This window comes from Nocardia sp. NPDC058114, assembly GCF_042884695.1.
In the GTDB taxonomy this organism is placed as follows: domain Bacteria; phylum Actinomycetota; class Actinomycetes; order Mycobacteriales; family Mycobacteriaceae; genus Nocardia.
Genome location: NZ_JBHVTK010000008.1, coordinates 120,085 through 139,594, shown reverse-complemented (window position 1 = coordinate 139,594; position 19,510 = coordinate 120,085). Strand labels below are relative to the sequence as shown.

Annotated in this window: 21 protein-coding genes; 5 read left to right on the top strand and 16 right to left on the bottom strand. The window is 68.9% G+C overall.

The annotated features are described in order from the left end of the window. Positions 1–6: 6 nt before the first annotated feature. From ACFVVI_RS26865 to ACFVVI_RS26855, 3 genes are read right to left on the bottom strand one after another with little or no spacing between them, the layout of a single operon-like run. Positions 7–1,203: a GNAT family N-acetyltransferase gene (locus ACFVVI_RS26865; protein ID WP_387447371.1), complete on the bottom strand. Its 1,197-nt coding sequence runs from the start codon at positions 1,201–1,203 to the stop codon at positions 7–9. 32 nt (positions 1,204–1,235) lie between these two features. Continuing rightward, positions 1,236–1,820 carry an NAD-dependent epimerase/dehydratase family protein gene (locus ACFVVI_RS26860; RefSeq protein WP_387447370.1) on the bottom strand — a complete coding sequence of 195 codons (585 nt, stop codon included), beginning with the start codon at positions 1,818–1,820 and terminating at the stop codon, positions 1,236–1,238. A gap of 26 nt (positions 1,821–1,846) precedes the next feature. Further along, a complete protein-coding gene (locus tag ACFVVI_RS26855; RefSeq protein ID WP_211300305.1) occupies positions 1,847–2,137 on the bottom strand; it encodes a hypothetical protein in 291 nt (96 codons plus the stop codon). Positions 2,138–2,417: 280 nt separating this feature from the next. Between ACFVVI_RS26855 and ACFVVI_RS26850 the strand changes: the two genes are divergently transcribed. Continuing rightward, entirely contained in the window at positions 2,418–2,564 is a 147-nt protein-coding gene (locus ACFVVI_RS26850) for a hypothetical protein (RefSeq protein WP_378989965.1), read from the top strand. Positions 2,565–2,636: 72 nt separating this feature from the next. Here the strand turns inward: ACFVVI_RS26850 and ACFVVI_RS26845 are convergent, their stop codons facing one another. Both ACFVVI_RS26845 and ACFVVI_RS26840 read right to left on the bottom strand, forming a co-directional pair. Next, complete coding sequence (locus ACFVVI_RS26845) at positions 2,637–3,281, bottom strand: response regulator (RefSeq protein WP_378989963.1); 645 nt, start codon at positions 3,279–3,281, stop codon at positions 2,637–2,639. Next, positions 3,278–4,426, bottom strand: coding sequence for a sensor histidine kinase (locus tag ACFVVI_RS26840; protein WP_378989962.1), 1,149 nt, complete (start codon positions 4,424–4,426; stop codon positions 3,278–3,280). Before ACFVVI_RS26840 ends, ACFVVI_RS26845 begins: the two co-directional genes overlap by 4 nt. A 108-nt stretch (positions 4,427–4,534) precedes the next feature. Between ACFVVI_RS26840 and ACFVVI_RS26835 the strand changes: the two genes are divergently transcribed. Next, positions 4,535–5,083 carry a hypothetical protein gene (locus tag ACFVVI_RS26835; protein ID WP_378989961.1) on the top strand — a complete coding sequence of 183 codons (549 nt, stop codon included), beginning with the start codon at positions 4,535–4,537 and terminating at the stop codon, positions 5,081–5,083. A gap of 45 nt (positions 5,084–5,128) precedes the next feature. On the opposite strand, the gene ACFVVI_RS26830 is transcribed toward ACFVVI_RS26835, so the two are convergent. The 8 genes from ACFVVI_RS26830 to ACFVVI_RS26795 are packed head-to-tail and all read right to left on the bottom strand — an operon-like array spanning position 5,129 to position 12,706. Further along, entirely contained in the window at positions 5,129–6,076 is a 948-nt protein-coding gene (locus ACFVVI_RS26830) for an ABC transporter substrate-binding protein (RefSeq protein ID WP_387447369.1), read from the bottom strand. Continuing rightward, positions 6,073–6,792 (bottom strand): class II aldolase/adducin family protein, encoded by a 720-nt coding sequence (locus ACFVVI_RS26825; RefSeq protein WP_387447368.1) that lies wholly within the window; start codon positions 6,790–6,792, stop codon positions 6,073–6,075. The genes ACFVVI_RS26830 and ACFVVI_RS26825 overlap by 4 nt, the downstream gene beginning before the upstream one ends. Before the next feature lie 13 nt (positions 6,793–6,805). Next, entirely contained in the window at positions 6,806–7,975 is a 1,170-nt protein-coding gene (locus ACFVVI_RS26820) for an LLM class flavin-dependent oxidoreductase (RefSeq protein WP_378989957.1), read from the bottom strand. Beyond that, positions 7,972–9,072 carry an LLM class flavin-dependent oxidoreductase gene (locus ACFVVI_RS26815; protein ID WP_387447367.1) on the bottom strand — a complete coding sequence of 367 codons (1,101 nt, stop codon included), beginning with the start codon at positions 9,070–9,072 and terminating at the stop codon, positions 7,972–7,974. The genes ACFVVI_RS26820 and ACFVVI_RS26815 overlap by 4 nt, the downstream gene beginning before the upstream one ends. Next, complete coding sequence (locus ACFVVI_RS26810) at positions 9,069–10,094, bottom strand: ABC transporter substrate-binding protein (RefSeq protein WP_387447366.1); 1,026 nt, start codon at positions 10,092–10,094, stop codon at positions 9,069–9,071. The genes ACFVVI_RS26815 and ACFVVI_RS26810 overlap by 4 nt, the downstream gene beginning before the upstream one ends. Beyond that, positions 10,091–10,855: an ABC transporter ATP-binding protein gene (locus tag ACFVVI_RS26805; protein WP_387447365.1), complete on the bottom strand. Its 765-nt coding sequence runs from the start codon at positions 10,853–10,855 to the stop codon at positions 10,091–10,093. The genes ACFVVI_RS26810 and ACFVVI_RS26805 overlap by 4 nt, the downstream gene beginning before the upstream one ends. Then, on the bottom strand, positions 10,852–11,667 hold the full coding sequence (locus ACFVVI_RS26800; protein WP_378989953.1) for an ABC transporter permease: 816 nt from the start codon (positions 11,665–11,667) through the stop codon (positions 10,852–10,854). Before ACFVVI_RS26800 ends, ACFVVI_RS26805 begins: the two co-directional genes overlap by 4 nt. 1 nt (position 11,668) lies before the next feature. Next, positions 11,669–12,706, bottom strand: coding sequence for an NrtA/SsuA/CpmA family ABC transporter substrate-binding protein (locus tag ACFVVI_RS26795; RefSeq protein ID WP_378989952.1), 1,038 nt, complete (start codon positions 12,704–12,706; stop codon positions 11,669–11,671). Between the two features lie 211 nt (positions 12,707–12,917). Here ACFVVI_RS26795 and ACFVVI_RS26790 point away from each other — a divergent pair, with 211 nt between their 5' ends. Continuing rightward, positions 12,918–13,664: an IclR family transcriptional regulator gene (locus ACFVVI_RS26790; RefSeq protein ID WP_379314271.1), complete on the top strand. Its 747-nt coding sequence runs from the start codon at positions 12,918–12,920 to the stop codon at positions 13,662–13,664. Between the two features lie 110 nt (positions 13,665–13,774). Continuing rightward, positions 13,775–15,202: an MDR family MFS transporter gene (locus ACFVVI_RS26785; protein WP_387447364.1), complete on the top strand. Its 1,428-nt coding sequence runs from the start codon at positions 13,775–13,777 to the stop codon at positions 15,200–15,202. Positions 15,203–15,309: 107 nt separating this feature from the next. On the opposite strand, the gene ACFVVI_RS26780 is transcribed toward ACFVVI_RS26785, so the two are convergent. Further along, entirely contained in the window at positions 15,310–16,137 is an 828-nt protein-coding gene (locus ACFVVI_RS26780; RefSeq protein WP_387447363.1) for a hypothetical protein, read from the bottom strand. Positions 16,138–16,206: 69 nt separating this feature from the next. Between ACFVVI_RS26780 and ACFVVI_RS26775 the strand changes: the two genes are divergently transcribed. Then, positions 16,207–16,839, top strand: a complete 633-nt coding sequence (locus ACFVVI_RS26775; protein WP_387447362.1) for a class I SAM-dependent methyltransferase — start codon at positions 16,207–16,209, stop codon at positions 16,837–16,839. A gap of 96 nt (positions 16,840–16,935) precedes the next feature. On the opposite strand, the gene ACFVVI_RS26770 is transcribed toward ACFVVI_RS26775, so the two are convergent. Then, the gene (locus tag ACFVVI_RS26770) at positions 16,936–17,940 is read right to left on the bottom strand and encodes a hypothetical protein (RefSeq protein WP_387447361.1); all 1,005 of its coding nucleotides are present in this window, start codon (positions 17,938–17,940) and stop codon (positions 16,936–16,938) included. 127 nt (positions 17,941–18,067) lie between these two features. Further along, positions 18,068–19,483, bottom strand: coding sequence for an amino acid permease (locus ACFVVI_RS26765; protein ID WP_387447360.1), 1,416 nt, complete (start codon positions 19,481–19,483; stop codon positions 18,068–18,070). Positions 19,484–19,510: the final 27 nt, after the last annotated feature.

Genomic DNA, 19,510 nt, shown 5'->3' with positions numbered 1-19,510 from the left:
CGCCGATCAGAAGTAGGTCCCACTGAAAGGCATTGTGGGAGTGGCGAAAAGGTGGTCGGCGGCGTCGACGGCACCCGCTCGGTGCTCGACGACACGACCGGCGAGGGCGAGCTGGCGCCAGGTCGACCCGCCGAGGTAGATCGCGCCGAGGGTCGCGACGTCGACGGTGACATCGGCGGGGTCATCGACTCTGAGCACCTGCTCGGCGCCGATCCGGTACCGGCCGGTGTTGGCGGTGCGGATCGCGTCCTCGACCTCGACGATCACCGGCGGCGCGTCGCGATAGGTCCGGCGGGCGAGTGCGGTGGGGACATCGACCAGGCGCAGCCAGGTTTCGTCGTGCACCCCCGCGACGCCGACCGCGCGTTCATCGGTGAACAGATGCCGCAGCGGCGCGTCCACCGGCGCGAACGCGAAACTCACCTTGTCGACGAGATCGACCGAGAGCAGGTGCCGGATCACACCGAGGTAGGCCTGCGGGGTGGTCGCGACGAGATCGTCGACGACGATCGTGCGTTCGCGGCTGGTAAACCAGTTCGCGGTGTCGACCGGGTGATAGCGCGCGAACCCGTCCTCGGCGCCGGCCGGCCCGTGCGTCACGGTGTACACCGGTTCGGCCGCGGCACGTTCCTTGCCCTTCCACCAGTAGCCGGGCCGATCGATCGCGCCGGTCCAGGCGATCGCGGCGGTCGCGTAGATCTGCGGGAACAGCTTCCACGCGTCGGCCGGTTCGACGAACCGCACCGGACCGGACGGCGGGACCGTGTCACGCAGGCGGGCTCGACCTCGGTGCAGGTCCAGGCGCGCGAACGAACTCGCCACGCCGTACCCGAAACGCTCGTAGATCGAGCCCTCGGACGCGCGCAGGGTCGCCACCACTTCGCCCCGCTCGGCGATGTCGTCGAGCTGTCGGCGCAGCAGGGCGGTGAGCACTCCGCGCCGGGTGTGCGTGGGTAGCACGCCGACATGGGTGACTGCGGCGTGTGAGACGCGCGCGCCACCGGGAACGACCAGCCAGCTGGTGTAGGACTCCGCGGTGCCGACCAGCCGACCATCGATGCGAGCGCCCAGCGTGCGGCCCGGTTCGGACAGATGGTCACGATCTGGTGGCAGCGGCGGCAATCCCACCATCGCCGCCCGGAACAGCGCGCCCGCGGCGTGCAGATCGTCGTCGTCGTGCAGGGTGTCTACGTCAACAGCCATCCCCTCACTGTTCCCTATTCGGGGCGGCGCCTCTACTCCGGATCGACCACGACCACGATGCCGGTCGGCGCTTCGAGCAGCTCGAGCGTGCGCGCGGCGGCGGTGTCGACGTGGATGCGCGGGTGCGCCGGTGGGGTGGACTCGTAGTACGTTCCGGGACCGTAGAACTGGCCGTAACGCAGAACGACGCCGCCCGCGGCGAGGACGGCGGATTCGTGGGTCGCGATGGCGTCACCACGGCCCGCCGGCAGCGTCCAGGCGATGCTCTGGGCGAGAAAGCGTTTCGCTCCGGCCGCCGCGGCGGCCGCGAGCAGATTCGCGGTGCCCTCGGTACGGATGCGGGAGTTCGCCTCGCCGGAGCCGGCCAGGAGCGCCACCTCGTCGGGGAGGTCGGTGAGCTGGTGCATGACCAGGTCAGGGGTGAAGTCGAGCACCGCGGTGGTGAGGCCGTCGGCGTCGTAGACGTCGTGGACCACCGCGGTGGCTCCGGTGGCGCGGACCGCCGCCGCTTTACTCGGGGAACGGGTCAGGCCGGCCACCTCGTGACCGGCGCCGACCAGCAGCGGCAGCAACCGTGATCCGATGACGCCCGTGGCGCCCGCGAGAAAGATACGCACAACCCCGACAGTAGCGGGGCCGATGATCAGGCCCCGATGACCGCGTTCATGATCGTGCCCGCGCTGGTGGCGACCGCGCCGCCCGCCATGGCGCTGGCGATCATCTTCGGCGATTGCAGGCCGCCGCCGTTCCACTTCTCCCAGGCGAAGCGGCCGCCGCCGTAGGTGATGGCGGTGACGCCGGACAACAGGATCATCCAGGTGAAATACCGGCCCAACTGCATCACCTTGTCGGCCATCGGCGGCGCTTCCGGCGTGGGATTGCCCACCTGGGCGACAACGACGTTATAGGTGTCATGCACTGCGGCCAGGATCATGCTCACGATCGGTGCTCCTTCGTCGGTTGTTCGTGGTGAAGCCGATGTCGAGAACTCGTGACGCGGTAGAACCCAGATATGTTGAACATTCAACCTCATGGGCGGTTCGGTGACGTGGGCGACACTCCGCGTAAACCATGACCGCAGTCACAGCCGCGGATCCGTGCCCGCGTCGCGCCGTGCCCCTACTATCGAACGTGCGGGGCTCGTTCAGATTCGGCGCGACGAGGCGCTGACCACCACCTTCATCGCACGACTACCGTACCGCGAGGAGGGCACCATGGCTTTCCTGATTCCCTTGTTCGTCGCGTTTCTTCTGGTAACCGCAGCAGTGGTCCTGGCTTCTTACGCCACCGTTTCCCTGACCTATTGGTTTGAATCACGCCGGATCCGTCCGGAACAGTCCGACCCGCAACCTGCACGCTGAGCCCTGTTCCGACCCGATGTCCCGGTACCCGACGCGGTACCGGGACATCGTCGGTTTGAGACCCGATCGCGATCAGGGCAGATCGAGACCGGACTGCGATGCGATCACCGCCGCCTGCACGCGCGACTGCACACCGAGCTTGCTCAGCACCCGGGAAACATGCGTTTTCACCGTGGCCTCGCCGATGCGCAGGCGGGTACCGATCTGGATATTGGACAGACCGGCGCCCAGACCGGCGAGTACCTGTCGCTCGCGGTCGGTGAGCGCGGACAGATCGGGCGGTGGCGCGACATCGGCCGCGCGAGGCAGCGCCGCGATCACCGCGCGCGTCACCTTCGGGTCGAGGACCGCGTCTCCTTCGGCCACCGCCAGTACGGCACTGACCAGGTCGTCGCCACCGACGGACTTGAGCAGGAATCCGCTCGCACCGGCCGAGAGCGCGCCGAGGACGTATTCATCGAGGGCGAAGGTGGTGAGGACCAGCACTTTCGCGCTGGTCTGCGCGACGACGGCGGCGGTCGCCTCCAGCCCGTCGACGCGCGGCATCCGCACGTCCATCAGCACCACATCGGGGCTCAGGGCCTTGGCTTGGCGGACCGCGGCGGCGCCGTCGGCCGCTTCACCGATCACCCGCACCTCACCGGACACTTCGAGCAGCATCCGCAGACCCGCGCGGATGGTGGCGTGGTCGTCGGCCACCAGCACTGTGACTGTCACTTGTCTCCCAGGGGAATTCGCGCGCACACCCGCCAGGTGCCGTCCTGTGCGCCCGCGGTGATGGTGCCCTCGACTGATTCCGCGCGAAACATCATGTTGCGCAGTCCGTTTCCCTGCCCTACCGGAATGCCGGGTGGGATCGGATTCATCGCGGTCACCACCAATCGTGTCGCATCGCGGTGCAATTCGATATCCAGGGGTGCGCCGGGGGCGTGTTTGGTCGCGTTGGCGAGAGTCTCGCTCAGGATCCGGGTGAGGACGGCCTCGACCGCGGTGGACAGTTCGAGGTCGGCGGGCCGGCGCAATGTCACCGAGCCGCCGGCCGCCTCGGCCGCGTCGATCAAGCCGTCGAGGGAGGCCAGTCGCGTGGTCACGGCGGTGTCGTCGGGCGCGGTGAGCAGTTCGATGGTCGTGCGCATCTCCTCGACCGCGGCCAGACTGCTCGAGCGGATCGTCGCCAGCACCGCGGTGTTGGCGGGGTCCTTGAGGGCGACTTCGGCGAGGATCGCGACGGCGGAAACGTGGCCTGCCACCGCGTCGTGCAGGTCACGGGCCAAGCGCCGGCGCTCCTCGCCGATCGCCGCGGACCGTTCGGCGTCGCGGGCGGCGAGTTCGGCGCGGGCCGCGGCCCGTTCGGCGTCGACCGTGCGGCGCGAGGCCCGCACCGCGCGGGCGTAACCGAGCGGCGACCACGTGAGCGCGACGCCGATCAAGCCGGTGTAGAAGGCCGCTCTGACGCCGAACACGGTGAGCGCCAGCAGCGACCCGCCCAGGGTCACCGTCACCGAGAACCAGCCGACCACCGCGCCCAGCCGATCCGATCCGGTGCTGACCGCCAGGAAGATCACGTCGGTCAGCGCGATCCACAGCGGCAGCGACGGACCCAACACGAAGTCGCCGGCCAGCAGCGCGACCATCAGGCCGAAGGCGAGCGCGGGCCTGCGCTGCGCGGTCAGCTGGATCGCGAACGCCGCGCACAGCAGCGCCATTTTCGCCGGTGGTGGATACAGGTCGTGGTCGACCACGACCGCCCAGCCACCCGCCGCCCACAACAGCAAGCCCACCAGGAACACCCCGACGGCGGCCGCGGTCGAGCTGTCGAAAACGTCCGCGAGCCGGCTCAGGAGCGTGCGGGACGTGGGCATGCCCCATTTCAGCACATCGTCCGCACGGGCCGGGTCCCCCGAAAGACGGACCGCCGGCGGACCACAAGCGGGACGACGGCGGACCGACGTGCCCGGCACAGTGGGGGAATGAACGAACTGAGCAACCCCGTACTGCTGACGATCGCCGCGTGCGAAGTCGGTTTCTGGGTGCTGGTGGTCGGCGGATTGCTGCTGCGCTATGTGATCCGGGTGCCGCGTGCGAGCACCGTGGCGCTGGCTCTGGTGCCGGTCCTGGATGTGGTGCTGGTGGTCGCGGTGGCGATCGACCTCCACCGTGGTGGCGAGGTGACCTTCGCCCATCGTGTCGCCGGGATCTATCTGGGCTGCACGGTGATGTTCGGTGGCCGGATGATCCGGTGGGCCGACGAGCGATTCGCCCACCGCTTCGCCGGTGGACCGGTCCCGGTGAAGATCCCGAAGTACGGGCCGGAACGCACCCGCAAGGAATGGGCCGATTTCTCCCGCTGGCTCGGTGCGGCGGCTATCGCCGGCGCGCTCACCCTGGCGTTGAGCTACACCGTCGCCGATGCCGCCCAACGCGAACAGTTGATGGGGGTGTTCGGCAGCCTCGGTGTGATCACCGTGATCTGGCTGCTCACCGGGCCGGTGTGGGTCACGGGGTCGCGGCGCGACTGAACGCGATGCTCGGGTGATCGGTTCGATCACCCGAGCGTTCCGGGCTCAGACGGTGGCAGCGGACTGGTCGCTGATCACCTCACCGATCCACGGCAGCACGGCCGACCGCACCTCGACCGTGCGCGGGAGCAGCCCGTTGGCCGCGAGGAGGTCGGCGGCGCGTTGCTGTTCGTCGAGGAAATCCTCGCTCACCGGATGCACGCCGAACGGACGGCCGCGCAGGGCTGCTTCCCAGGCATCCAGGTCGGCGGGGATGCCGCGTGCCTGTGCGTCGTCGACGAAGTACTGGGCCGCCTCACGGGGGTTCGCGGCGATCCAGGCGTCGGACTCCTGGAGTGCGGCCAGCACCGCTTCCACTGCGGCGCGGTTGCTTTCGGCCAGGTCGCGACGGGTGAACCACAGCGACGGGTGGCTGAAGACCGAGGCGGTGTCGACCAGCGTGGTGAGCTCGGTGGCCGCCTCCACGTCCTGAAGACCGGGGTAGGTACCGACCCAGGCGTCGAGGTCACCGGCCAGCAGCGCGGCGCCGCCCCCGCGCACGTCGACATCGACCGGTTCGACGTCGGCCCAGCTGAGACCGGCCTGGTCGAGGGCGAACAGCAACAGGGTGGTCTGCCACGAGCCGTGCGCGATCCCGACCCGCTTGCCTTTCAGATCCGCGGCGGAGGTGATGCCGCTCGCCGCGGTCGCGACCAGCCTGCCGTTCTCCACACGCGGGCCCGAGATACCGAGATAGACGATGTCGCGCTGGTTGGCGAGCGCGGTGATCGGCGGGGTGAACCCGGTGCCGATGATGTCGTAGCCGCCCTCGGTGAACAACCAGTCCGAGTGTTCGCTCGGCAGCGCGGTGGTGGGATCGACTCGCTCGGGCTGCGGCAGCGCACGCAGATCGACCCATTCGACCTCGGGCAGCGACCGTTCCAGGATCCCGCGATGACGCAGGACGAACAGCGAATTGTTGTGCGGGAAGTAGCCGACCCTGATACCACTCATCGCGCGTCTCCGATCAGGCCGAGACGGCGGGCCTCGTCGGCCAGACCGCTGCGCTGCCACTGCACCGCGAGATTCGACGGATCGAATTCGACCGAGCCGCCGAGGGTTTCGGCGATCGCCTGATACTGCGCGCCCTCCTCGAGCAGCACGACGAACTTCGCCAGTTCCAGCAGACCGGCGCGACCGATCACGTTCGCGCCACCGTTGGCCTCGAAGATCGCGACCAGGTGCGGGTCGACCTCGAGGCGGCCGAGAATGAAGTCGCCCGCACCGACCGTGCGGTCGATGTGCGGCGGGATCTCGCGCGACAAGGTGAGTCGCTGCGAGGCGGCGTAGCGAATCGGCAGGGTGCGGTGGGTCTGTGCCCAGCCGCCGAGCCATGGGGTGTGGATGTGGACGACGGAGGTGATCTCGGGGTGCGCGCGGAACACCTTCGCGTAACCGGTGACGAATCCGGCGGATCCCTTGCCGGACAGCACTTCTCCGTCGAAGGTGGCGACGACGGGCGCGACGGTCCGGTCGTCGGCCCACGGGCCCGGCTCGTTGAGAGCGACGGCGATCTCCTCGCCGGGTACGCGCTCGACGAAGTTGACGGTGCCGTTGCCGGTGACGGTGCCGGTCTCCCGGAATACCCGGAACGCGGTGACGGCGTCGCGGGTGACCGCATCGACGAAGGCGGTGACGGCCTCCGGCAGACGGGTTTCGGTGGTGGTCAAGGTTGCTCCTGCGTTATCGGGCCGTCGCGAGGACGGTGTCGGTGGACGGGGTGGTGAGCCGGGAACGGCCCAGCAGTGGCAGTACTTCCTCGCCGACCCGGTAGGCCTCTTCCAGGTGCGGGTTGCCCGCGAGGATGAAGGCGTCGACGCCGAGGTCGATCAGTTCGTCGAGCCGCTGGGCGACCTGCTCGTAGCTGCCGACCAGGCCGAAGGCCGGGCCGCCGCGGATCAGGCTGAATCCGCACCAGACGTTGGGCTGGACTTCCAGATCGCGGTATCCGGTGATGGTTTCGGGCACCCAGCCCTTGATCCGGGCCGCCCCGACGGAGTCGCCCTGGGCGGCGCGGTTGGCGGCGTCGCGGTCGACGAAGGCCCAGCCCTTCTCGATCTCGGCCCAGGCCGCTTCCTCGGTGTGGCGGGCGACGATGTCGATGCGGACCGCGAACTTGGGCGTGCGGCCGGTGGTTTCGGCGTTGCGGCGGACACCGTCGAACTTGGCGCGCAGGTCGGCGTAGGGCTCGAGCCAGGACAGGTAGTAGTCGGCGTGGCGGCCCGCCGCGGCGACGGCGGCACCCGAGGAGCCGGAGAAGTACACCTCGGGGAAAGGCTGTCCGGCCAGACCCGGTGGCAGTGCGGCGCCCTCGGTGCCGAAGAAACGGCCGTCGTGGTCGAAGGATTCGCCGTCCCAGACCCCGCGCAGCACGTCGAGGAATTCGCTCGTTCGCGCGTAGCGGTCGTCATGGGAAACCTTGTCGCCCCACCACAATTGGGCCGGTCCGCCGCCACCGCTGATGATGTTGTAGACGAGTCGCCCGCCGGTGGCGCGTTGCAGACTCGCCGACATCCTGGCCGCCTGCACGGGATGGAGGAAGCCGGGCTGGAACGCCACCATGAAGCGGTAGGTGGTGGTCTCGGCGGCGAGTGCGGCGGCCACGGCCCACGGGTCGTCGGTCACCGGGAACGAGGGCAGCAGCCCGCCGAGGAAGCCCGCCGATTCCGAGGCCTTGGCGACCGCGGCGACATGGTCGAGATAGCTGTACTGATCGAGTGCGCCGTCGCGGATGGCCGGTGCGATATTTCCGGGCCCGTAGCCGCCCGCGTTGCCCCGGTTGTAGCGGCGCGGGGTGCGCAGGGAGGCGTGGTCGCCTTCCATGCCGATGCGCCAGTAGACGTCGATGGTCATGCGGTGAGCTCCTGCGCGGTGGGGAGGGTGCGGCCTGCCGGGTCGGCGAGGAACAGCAGGTGTTCGCCCGCGCGGTGGATTTCCTCGATGTTCGGGTGGCCGGCCAGCACGAAGGTCCGCACTCCGGCGATCTCGTAGGCCGAGAGTTGGTGTGCCACCTGCTCGTAACTGCCGACCAGGCCGATGCTCTGGTCGTAGCCGAAGGCGTCGAACCCCGCCCAGCGTCCATCACCCAGCGCGTGGTCGGCGGCGGTATCGGGGCGGTCGAGCTCGTCCCACTGGCGGTGGACCCTGGCCCAGGCTTCGTCCTCGGTCTCCCTGGCGATGATCGGCAGCTCCAGACCGACCCGTACCCGGCGTCGCGCCGCGGCGGCTCGCTCCTCCAGTTCGGTGACGGCGGAGGCGATTCCGTCGGCCCGATCGGCGAAGAGATGGACATCGCCGTGCGCGGCCGACAAGGCCAGCGCGGCGGGTGACGTGCCGCTCAGGTGGACGGTCGGGAACGGCAGACCGGACAGGATGCCGCGGAATCCCCCGTCGATGACGTCGTAGTACCGGCCCGCGTAGTCGAAACCGGTGCCCGCGAATCCCGCTGCGCTGATCTCGTTCTCGTTCCAGACCCCACGCGCGACGGTGAGGAATTCCGCGGCGCGGTCGTAGCGTTCGTCGCCGGTGACGCGATCGCCGCGCGAGCGGGCCTCGGCGGCGTCGGTGTCGACAGCCAGCCGCCAGTTCAATCGGCCCGCCGAGTGCCGCTGCAGGGTCGCCGACACCTTGGCCGCGTACACCGGTGTGCCGAAAGCGGGCTGGAATTCGACCGTCACCCGGGTATAGCGGGTGGCGCGCAGGGCGGCGGCCGCCACGATCCAGGACTCCTCGCCGAGCGGGTCGTAGGGCGCGAGCACACCGTCGAACCCGTTCAGTTCGGCGGCGTCGACGATCTGGGCGAGATCGTCGAACGGACCGAAGCGACCCGGACGCACGTCGGTGGTCTCGAGCGGAGGTGTCGGCAGGCCGAAGCCTCCGCGACCGCGCAGACCCGGATCGGCGCGCCGACCGTCGCCGCGGCTGGGCAGCCGCCACACGAACTCGGTCATGCGGGCACCCGCTCGGCGGCGACGAGTTCCCGCGCGCGAGCCAACGGCTCGGGGGCGACCCAGGATTCGAGATCGAAATCGGCGGCCAGGAAGCCGTGGGTGTAGAGGAACTGCTTCTGCACGCCGAGTAGTTCGACGCGTTCGGCGGTGAGCGAGGGATGCAGGCCGCGATGGAACTCGTCACCGTAGGCCGCGGCGACGCCGTCGGGACCGGACAGCGTTTCGCGCTGCAACACCGCGCGGACCCCGTCGAGATCACCGGCGGCCCAATCGGCGGCGCGCAGGCTCTGCGCGAGGAAGCCGACGACGACCTCGGGCCGGGATTCCAGCAGGTCCGCGTGCACGGTGATCGGGCGCGGAGTGCCGTTGTTGACCCGCAGGTGCTTGGTGGCCGAGGCGTCGAGATCGACCGCGACGCGCAGCCCGTTCTCCTTGGCTACTTCCTGGGCGCGGGCGCCCTTGACGTAGATGGCGTCGACCTTGCCGTCGAGGAGTTCCTCCACACCCCACGTCGTCGAGCGCCGTGCGCTCTGGATCGCGGTGCGCACCTGCGGGTCCCGCTCGACATCGAGCTCGACGACCCGGACATCGGCCAGGGTCAGCCCGGCGGGGCGCAGCGCGTTGGCGAAGCCGTGCAGTGCCATCGCGCGCGGGAAGCTGCGCGCCTGATCCTGCGCCCACGCGGGCACACCGACGCGCAGACCGGCCAGGCCCGCCGCGTCGGCGACCGGCGATTCGGGGCCGACCAGGATCGCCTGGGACTCGTCGATCCAGGTGAGCCCGATCAGGCGGGTGGGCGAACCCTGCGCGCGAGCGGCCAGGGCGGGCACATTGCCGCCCTCCCGGATCAGGCCCGACAGGTCGTGGGAGAAGTGGTGGCCGGCGAGCTCGGGGCCCGCGTCCTGGAGAACGCCGAACTCGAGGCCTGCGCTGGCGGCGGTCTCGCCGAGCCAGCCGAGGCTGTGCGCGAGACCGCTCGCGGTCGGCACGGGGCAGCGGGTGTACCACAGGGTTTCGGTCATGGCAGGCTCCTGGTGTGTGGTCCGACGCCGAGCTGGGCGAGGAATTGCGTGCGGTACCCGAGGGTTTCGGGTGCCGCGTGATCACGCGGGTGGGGTAGATCGATGACCTCGTCGACGGCGAAACGGCCGTGGTCGAGGATGATCACCCGATCGGCGAGGCGGATCGCCTCGTCGACGTCGTGGGTGACCATGAGGACGGCGGGCCGGTGCCGGGCGACGAGATCGCCGACCAGGTCCTGCATCTGGAGCCGGGTGAGGGCGTCCAGTGCCGCGAACGGTTCGTCGAGCAGCAGCAGCTCCGGTTCGCGCACCAGCGCCCTGGCGAGTGCGGCGCGCTGGGCTTCACCACCGGACAGGGTGGCGGGCCACTGACCGGCTTTGCCGTCGAGGTGGACTTCGTTCAGTGCGCGCAGACCGGCTTCGCGTTGCGGCTTGCCGCGCCGCAGGCCGACGATGACGTTGGCCAGTACCCGCTTCGACGGGATCAGCCGGGGTTCCTGATAGACCGTCGTGCGTCGGGCAGGCACCAATACCTCACCGGCATCGGGGGTTTCGAGCCCGGTGAGCAGACGCAGCAGAGTGGTCTTGCCGGTGCCGCTCGGGCCGAGCAGCACCACGAACTCGCCGCGGCGGATGGTCAGGTCGACTCCGTCGAGAACTGTCTTCTCGCCGAACGCCTTACGCAGACCGGTGATCGATACCGCTACCGGGGCCCGAGCTTCGGTCTCGACGGGGACCGGCGCGGCTGTTGTCGTCGTCATCGGATCGCCACCTGCTTCCGCCAGGGCATCGCGTAGCGTTCCGCGAGCCGCACGAGTGCGTCGAACACCAGACCGAGCAGCGCGTAGAGCACGACGCACAGCACCATGTAGTCGGTGCGGTTGTATTCCTGAGCGAGGGTCACCAGGTAGCCGACGCCCTGCTGGGTGCCGACCTGCTCGGCGGCGATGAGCGCGGTGATGCTGATCGACAGGCACACCCGCAGCGCCATCAGGATCCCGGGCAGCGCGGCGGGCACGATCACCTCGACCACCAGCCGGGCGCCGGTGAGCCCGAAACTGCGTGCCGCCTCGACCATCTTGCGGTCGACATTGCGCACACCGAGATAGGTGTAGGCATACATCGGCGCCGTCGTCGCCACCGCGATGAGCAGGATCTTGTACAGCTCGTCGATCCCGAACCAGGCGATGAACAGCGGAACCAGCGCCAGAAACGGCACCGCCCGCACGATCTGCATGGTCGAGTCGACCAGTTCCTCCCCGAGGCTGGACAACCCCGACAGCAGGCCGAGCACCAGCCCGACCCCTACGCCGATCGCGACCCCGGCGGCCGCGCGCCCGAACGAGGCGAGCGCGAAATCCACCAGCTGGCCGCTGTCGAACAGTTCGACGAACGCCGACCAGACCGCGCCGGGGCCCGCGATCACCCGCGGCGAGATCGCGCCGCTCGCCGAACCCACCCACCAGACCAGCACGATCGCGGCGGGTAGAACAGCGCGCAGGCCGAGTGACAACCATCGCGGCCGCTGCCGGGCGACGCGCGCCCGGGGCGGGGCCAAGGCGAGGGTGCTCATCTCACTTGCCCTTCAGCGCGGCGAGCTGGTCCGGGGTGAGCTTGGATTTCAGGTCGTAGAAGATGTCGGCGGCGGTGATCCGGCGGGAGATGACGCCGTTGTCGGCGAAGGTGTTCACCACGTCGGCCAGGTCGATGGCATCGGATTCGGCGGGCAGGCGGGGCACGGTGACCTCGCCGCCGACCCGGACGGCGTCGGCGAGCCGGTCACCGGTGAGCGCACGCGGGCCGGACTTCTCGAAGACGTTCTCGAAGTCTGCGGGCGCGGCCTTCTGCTTCGCGGTGAGTCCCTGCAGTACTTCCAGGTACTTCGCGGCGATATCGGGGCGCTTGTCGAGAACTTCGGTGCGGAACACCACCACGGTGTTGTCCTTGGAGCCGACGGACTTCTCGGTGGCGATCTCCTTGGCGCCCGCGGCCTTGGCCTCCTGGTAGGGCACCAGGAACGACGCCCACGCGTCGACCTTGCCGGTCGCGAAGGCCGAAGCGGCGTCCTTCTGCTGCAGGGGCACCCGGGTCACCTTGTCGGCCGGAATGCCCGCCTGGGCGAGCGCTTTGAGCGTGATGTACTCGCCCTTGCCCGCGGGATTCACCGCGATCCGCTTGCCCACCAGGCCTGCCACGGTGGTCACGCCCGAGTCCGGGGTCACCACGATGCCGCTCTGATCCTGACCCGCCGGGTCGGCCACGGCGACGATCTTCACGCCGACGTCCTTGGACAGCGCGCCGACGACGGGGCTGAACGCGGCGCCGGAGACATCGAGTTCGCTGGTGTTGAACAGCTTCAGCATGGAGCTGAAACCCGGCGTGGTGCTGACCCATTCGATCTTGGCGCCCAGCGGGGCGAGTGCGGCGTCGAAGGTGCCGTCGCGCTTGCCGACGGCGAGCGGGCCGCTGTTGCCCGGATCGGTGACCTTGAGAACGAACGAGGCTTGCGCCCCCTGTTCCGGCGTGGAGCCGGAGCCACACGCCGCGACGAGGGCTACGACGGGGACGATCGCGAGGGCGATCCGCGAGAAGGCCGGCAGCCTGCGGGACATCGGGGCTCCTGTTCGGGGCTGGGGGTTGATGCCTTCGCAGCGTAGGAGCGGGTGTGGTCTCGAACGAGGTATGCCTTTCCACGGATCGGAAAGCTTGACAGCGGTGGACTTGTCGTTCTATGGCACATAACCGAGGTTTCCGGACTCTTGTTTTCCACATAGCGGAAATTGGGCGGTCGAGCGCTCGAACACCTGTGTTACCGTCGGCTCTGTGGAGACCTCCAGCGTGCAGACCGTGACCAGGGCCCTCTCGGTACTCGACTGCTTCCGCGGCGGCGAGGAGCGTGGGGTCTCGGAAGTCGCCCGTGCCCAGGGCCTGGCGATCAGCACCACCCACCGTCTGCTCGGTGCGCTCGTGCAGGCCGGGTTCCTGGAGAAGGACGCCGAGTCCAGTCGCTACCGCATGGGCGGAGCACTGGCCGAATACGGTCAGATCGCCTATCGCCAACATCGGATCTACCTTGCCGAGCCCTACCTCGAGCAACTGGCCGCCACCACCGGAGCGACCGGGTCGGTGGCCACCCGCCACGGCATCCACGCGGTCCTGCTGGGCACCAGCCGTTGGCGCGAGAGCGACGGGCACAAGCTCCAGGGTGTGCGACTTCCGCTGCACGCCAGCGCACTCGGCAAAGCGCTGCTGGCATGGTCGGATGCCAGCGATGACGAATTGCGTGCGCTGCCTTACGAAGAGGGCACCGAGCGTTCGGTGTCGAGCCCCGAGGAACTGCGCGCGGAACTGATCACCACGCGCGAACGCGGCTATGCGTTCAACGATCGCGAACTCGACCCAGGATTCCGGACCATCGGCCTGCCGATCCTCGACAGCCAGGGTCGCTGCCGCTTCGCTCTGGGCATGCGCGGACCCGCGACGCTGATGATCGACGAGCGGGTGCCGTTCTTCGTGGAACTGGCCAAGGTCACCGCGGCCGACATCGCCGCGAGGTTCGCCGCCGACTGAAGACCCGCCCCACACCGATCGCGTCACACCCTCGGAAAATGCCGCGCGGAAACGGTTGCGCCCCGGATACCTTGAACCGAGTGGTTAGTCGATGCAACGAAAGGACCTCGGTGGCTACCGATACCGTGAGCCCGGCTGTCGGTCTGCGTTCCGAACGAGGTCCGATCCTGGCCTCGCTCATGCTCTCCACCGGGCTGGTGGCCCTCGACTCGACCATCATCGCCACAGCGGTGCTCACCATCACCGACACTCTCGGCGGGTTCGCGATGTTCCCGTGGCTGTTCTCCATCTACCTTCTCGCGCAGGCCGTGACGGTGCCGATCTACGGCAAGCTCGCCGACATGGTCGGGCGCAAGCCGGTGATCCTGTTCGGGATCGCGGCGTTCGCGGTGGGGTCGCTGCTGTGCGGGCTGGCCACGAGCATGGTGGCGCTCATCGCCTTCCGGGCGATCCAGGGCATCGGAGCGGGCGCGATCCAGCCGATGACGATGGTGATCGCCGGTGATCTGTACACACTGGCCGAACGCGCCAAGGTCCAGGGGTATCTGGCCGGGGTGTGGGCGAGTTCGGCCGTGCTCGGCCCGCTGCTGGGCGGCTTGTTCGCCGACCATCTGAGCTGGCGGTGGATCTTCCTGATCAACCTTCCGCTGTGCGCGGTCGCGGCCTGGATGTTGGTGCGCCACTTCACCGAATCGGCGGTGCGCCGCACCCAGCGCATCGACTACCTCGGTGCGATCCTGCTCACCGTCGGTGCGGGCGCCCTGATCCTCGCCCTGCTCGAAGGTGGTCAGGCCTGGGAGTGGACCTCACCGGTCTCGCTCACCTTGTTCGTGGGCAGCATGACGGTGCTGGCGCTGTTCGTGGTGGTCGAGCTGCGGACGGCCAACCCGATTCTGCCGCTGTGGATCTTCACCCGGCGCGTGGTGATCGCGAGCTGCACGGTCTCCTTGCTGGTCGGCGCCGTCATCCTCGGATTGACCTCGTACGTGCCGACTTTCGCCCAGGGGGTGCTCGGGACCACCGCACTGGTGGCCGGGCTCACCGTGGGTGGGCTCACGCTCGGCTGGCCGCTCGCCGCGACCCTGTCCGGCAGGCTGTACCTGCGCTGGGGATTCCGCATCAGCGGCGTCGTCGGCAGCACGATCGCCGCGCTCGGCTGCGCGACCACGCTGCTCGTCGACCCGCAGTCGAGCCCGTGGCAGATCGCGGCCTCCTGCTTCCTCATCGGCTGCGGGATGGGCCTGGTCGCCTCCCCCACCCTCATCGCCGCTCAGGCCAGCGCCGAATGGCACGAACGCGGCGTGGTCACCTCCGCCAACATGTTCGCCCGTTCTCTCGGCAGCGCACTGGGCGTCGCGGTGTTCGGCGCCATCGTCAACGCCGGCATCCACAACCCCGACCATCCCGCACCCGGCGAACTCGCCCACGGCATCCACCTGGTCTTCCTCGCGATGCTGGCCATGGCTGTCGTCATGCTCGTCGCCGCCGCGACCATGCCGGGCCGCGGCCACGTCTCCGCGACGGTCAGCGCGCCGTGATCACCGCGCGATGTCGACCACGACCTCGCCCTCGATGTGCCGCGGCCGCGCGTATCCGCAGGCATCGAGGTGGTCTGGGTATCGCGACCAGCGTCGGTCGGCGAACCTCAACCGAGGTGGTCGAGCTGTTGGGCGGGCACGTCGGGCCGTTGCCTCCCGACGAACTCGTGGCGCATTTCCCTGAGAGAGACGAGACGGCCGCCGAGATCGGCATCGGCCCCGGGTTCGATCCCGAGGTCCTCGCGGATCGCTCGACGCAGCAGGCGGACACCGAAGCCCACTGACTCGTCCAGGAAGCGATAGAGTGCCGCGACCTCCACGGCGTCGTTCTCGTCCAACTGGAGCGCTGTGCGATGGGCGATGTCGAGGCAGCGATTGACCTCCGACGCAAAATCGAGTGCTCGATCCGACACCACCATCTGCGCACGGGAATAGCTGTCGCGCAACGCCTCCCGCGCAGTGTCGAACTTGGCGAGATCAGGGGTACGCCCGCCGCTTTTCTCGTCGAGATAGTGCCGGATCGCCGTTCGGCAGGAATGCGCCGTGGTGTTGAGATCCGCGTAGACCGCCCGCTTCTCGTCGGTGGCCTCTTTCCGGGTGAGCTCCCGCAGTTCCTCCGCTCGATTGTCGCGCTGTACCTTCGCATCGATTCGCTTGCTGCGAATCGCGAAAACCTGGGTCACGACGCCGCCCCCGAGCGTGCCGACAACCGTGATCGAGGCAACCGCCACATTGGTCCAATCCATGGTCGCTATTCTCTCTGCACCCCAATAAGATTCACCACCCGCTCGATCATTCCGCAGCGCGACGGCGATCTGTAGCTTCCTACCATGGTGGGAATCGGGAATTCTGAGGATCAGACCGCGGACGAGGTCCAGCGCCGGAAACGGCGGGCGGGCTCGTTCGGCGCGCAGGCAGCCGTCTACGCCGAGCATCGGCCGGACTATCCGGAGGCGGGGATTCGGTGGGCGCTGGAGGCGGTCGCGAAAAAGGCGGGGGTTGTTGTGCTGGATTTGGGAGCGGGGACAGGCAAGCTCACCGGCGGTTTGCTCGCCGCGGGGGTCGAGGTGATCGCGGTGGAACCCGATGAGGCGATGCGGGCCGAACTCGTTCGTCACTTTCCCGCAGTGACGGCGCTTTCCGGTACGGCGGAAGCGATTCCGCTGGCCGATGGATCGGTGGACGCGGTGCTCGCCGGGCAGGCGTTCCACTGGTTCGATCAAGCGCGGGCGTTTCCCGAGATCGCGCGGGTGCTGCGCGCGGAGGGGGCGTTCGCCGCATTCTGGAACAACGACGACAACAAGGTCGAGTGGGTCGCGGGACTGCAGGAGGTCTCGCGCTCGTCCGCGTCGTTTCCACCGTCGTCGTCCGATGACGCGCTGCCCGCGCACCCACTGTTCGCGCCGTTCGAGTACGCCGAGTTCGCGCACAGCCAGCGGCGGACCGCCGAATCACTGACCGCGTCCATCGGCACCAATTCACACACCGTGGTCATCTCCGCGCAAGAACGAGCCGAAGTGCTCGGCCGGATCCTCGACTACCTGCGTGCGACACCGGAGACCGCCGACGGCGAGTTCGATCTACCGCTGCGCACCGAGGTGATCCGCACGGTCCTGGGCCCGAATTCACCCCGGTGAGCGCCGATCACGGACACGAATGAACCCGCGCCGGACCGCGGGTTTCACCGTGCCGAGGTTCGCCGCCGCCATGACCGGACTCGGCTGTCGCGCCCGCTATGCCGAGCGTTCCTCCGATCTGCGCACCACGTCGACGATTTCATCGGAGGCGAATTCGACGACGCGACGGACGCGGGAGTTGGCGACCGGTGCCAAGTCCACGACGATCGACGCGCCCGCGGCGGGTTGGGTGAGCGCGGTGATGCGGTCCTGGAGGAAGCCGCCGTCGGGGACCGGGACGCGGATGATGTCGCCGACCGTCAGCGCTTCGGCGCGGATTCGGCCACCGGTCGCGGTGGGATCGTGCGTGCCGCAACGGGTGTGGCCGACCGTTGCGCCGAGGCCGCGTTCGGCGATGGTCCACCAGACGGGTGAGCCGGGATCTTCGGGGCCGATTCGGGTGTGCCAGGACAGGATTCGGTCGCGTTCGGCTTCGGCGTCGGCGCGGGTCTCGTGCAGGGACAGCTGGCGCCGGACCGGCGCGTTGCGGGGCCGGGTGGTGCCCGCGGCGCCGTCGACGACCAGGATCCAGCGGGCGCCCACGGCTTCGTCGCGGCGGGCGGTGACCCGTTTGGCCAGGGCGAGGCCCGGGGTGGCGCCGAGTCGGTCGGCGGCTTCCTCGATGCTCTCGACCAGCCCCAGCGCACGCAGCAGCTCGGCGACCGACAGTTCCGAGGTGGCCAGTTCCTGGGCCAGCGCGGGCATGGGGGTGCGCCTGCGCCAGCCGATGCGGGCGCAGTGCTCGTGGCGGGTGAACCACAGACCGCTGCGGGAGCGGCGGTGATGGTCGATCACCACCGCCCACCAGTCCCATTCCGGTTCGGCGACAAGGCGTGTGCGGATCCAGCGCTCCCGTTCGGCGGTCGGTACCCGTTCCTCCGGCGGTACGAAGTTGCGCAGCGCGGCGCGCACCGCCGATTCGGTACGCCCGACCGTGATCGCCGTGCGGGCCAGATCGGCGCCCGCGCGCAGATCGTCGGCCAGTATCCGGTATTCCGATTCCCGCCAGGTGGTTCCGTGCTGGCGTGGCGGCCGCAGCTCGCCGCGGTTCTCGTCACTCATCTCGTGTGCCCCCGTTCTCGCACCGCCCGGCCACACTCGCGTCCGGGCTGGTTGTGTGACACTTCGACGATACCGAGGGGGTACGACAGAAAATGGCTCTCTGCCAGCGGCTTTCCAGCAAACGGAGCTATCCGGTGTGTATTGCGTCGCGGCGGCCGAAGGCGTAGTAGCCCGCGCAGACCAGTGCCGCCCAGACCGCACCGACGACCAGCGCGGTGCGCCCGCCATCGGTCCACAGCAACAGCACCACGACCAACCCGAGGAAACTCAGCGCGGCCCACGTGGTGACGGGAGCGCCGGGCAGCCGGTAGTCGCTGCCGGGCAGCTCGCCCGCCCGAACCTTGGCGCGATACTTGATGTGGCACACCAGGATCACGCTCCACACGACGATGATCCCGACGGTACTCACCGAGGTGATGTAGGCGAAGGCCTTGTCCGGCGAGATCGCGTTGACGACCACCCCGATGACCATCGCACCCGCCGAGGCGCAGATGCCGGTGAACGGCACCGACTGCTTGCTCAAGATCGCGAACTTCGCGGGCGCTTCGTCACGCAACGCGAGGCTGCGCAGCATCCGGCCGGTGGAGTAGATGCCCGAATTGCACGATGAGAGTGCCGCGGTGAGCAGCACGAAGTTGATGATGCCCGCGGCGGCGGGGATGCCGATCTGCTCGAAGACCTCGACGAACGGGCTGCGCCCGGCGTGGAAACTGCGCCAGCTCGCCACCGACATGATCACCACGAGCGCACCGACGTAGAACAGACCGATCCGGAACGGCAGGGTGTTGATCGCCTTGCGCAGCGTGGTCTCGGGGTCGCGAGCTTCTCCCGCTGTCACGCCGACCAGTTCGACACCGACGTAGGCGAACACGACGATCTGCAACACGAGCAGGGTCTGACCGAAACCGTGCGGGAACATGCCGCCGTCGGCCCACAGGTTGGTCACCGTGGGATCGGCGGCGTGGCCGAAGCCGAACACCAGCACACCGATGCCGATCAAGATCATCGCCAGGATCGCGGTCACCTTGATGGCCGAGAACCAGAACTCGCCCTCACCGAAGACTCGCACCGAGATCAAGTTCGCGGTGAACAGCACCGCGAGCACGACCAGCGCGGTCACCCACTGCGGGATATCGAACCAGTACTGGACGTAGTGGCCGGCCACCGTGATCTCGGCCATGCAGGTCGACACCCACACCGCCCAGTACGACCAGCCGGTCGCGAACCCGGCGAACCGGCCGAGGAACTCGTGCGCGTATTCGGCGAAACTGCCCGACACCGGGCGGTAGGTCAGCAGCTCACCGAGCGCGCGCATGATGACGAAGATCGCGAGCCCGGCGGCGAGATAGGCCAGGATCAGCGACGGACCCGCCTGCTCGATCGCCGCGCCGGAGCCGTAGAACAGCCCGGTGCCGATCGCACCGCCGATGGCGATCATCTGGATGGTGCGCGGGTTCAGGCCGCGCTCGTATCCCTCCGATTCGGCCGTAGGGGCGGACGCCACGGGGGCGTCGGTGGATAGGCCGGAGCCATCGGCTGACATGGAGCAGTCCTTCCGTCGCGTCGATCA